Origin of the sequence: Burkholderia sp. Bp9031, assembly GCF_003857965.1 — a bacterium.
Classification (GTDB): Bacteria; Pseudomonadota; Gammaproteobacteria; order Burkholderiales; family Burkholderiaceae; genus Burkholderia; species Burkholderia ambifaria_A.
In genome coordinates this window covers 1-675 of sequence record NZ_QTPW01000096.1, presented here as the reverse complement: position 1 = coordinate 675, position 675 = coordinate 1, and the positions used below count along the sequence as shown (strand labels likewise).

At 62.5% G+C, this 675-nt stretch carries 1 protein-coding gene; it reads left to right on the top strand.

All coding sequences use genetic code 11. The features are described 5' to 3' along the window. Positions 1–675, top strand: a 675-nt coding sequence (locus DIE15_RS36655; RefSeq protein ID WP_148095707.1) for a 3-hydroxybutyrate dehydrogenase, incomplete at its 5' end; no start/stop codon positions are given.

Here is a 675-nt window from a genome sequence, read left to right as displayed (position 1 = left end):
CTGAACCAGGATGGCGCGAATGCGGTTGCCGACGAGATCAACAAGGCGGGCGGCAAGGCGATCGGCGTCGCGATGGACGTGACGAACGAGGAAGCCGTGAACAGTGGCATCGACAAGGTTGCCGAAACGTTCGGCTCGGTCGACATCCTCGTGTCGAACGCAGGCATCCAGATCGTCAATCCGATCGAGAACTACTCGTTCTCCGACTGGAAGAAGATGCAGGCGATCCACGTTGACGGCGCGTTCCTGACGACCAAGGCCGCGCTCAAGCACATGTACAAGGACGATCGCGGCGGCGTCGTGATCTATATGGGTTCGGTGCACTCGCACGAGGCGTCGCCGCTGAAGTCTGCCTACGTGACGGCCAAGCACGGGTTGCTGGGCCTCGCGCGCGTGCTGGCGAAAGAAGGCGCGAAGCACAACGTGCGCTCGCACGTCGTGTGTCCGGGTTTCGTGCGCACGCCGCTGGTCGACAAGCAGATTCCGGAGCAGGCGAAGGAGCTCGGGATCAGCGAAGAGGAAGTGGTGAAGAAGGTGATGCTCGGCAACACGGTCGATGGCGTGTTCACGACGGTGCAGGACGTCGCGCAGACGGTGCTGTTCCTGTCGGCGTTCCCGAGCGCCGCGCTCACGGGGCAGTCGTTCATCGTCAGCCACGGCTGGTTCATGCAGTAA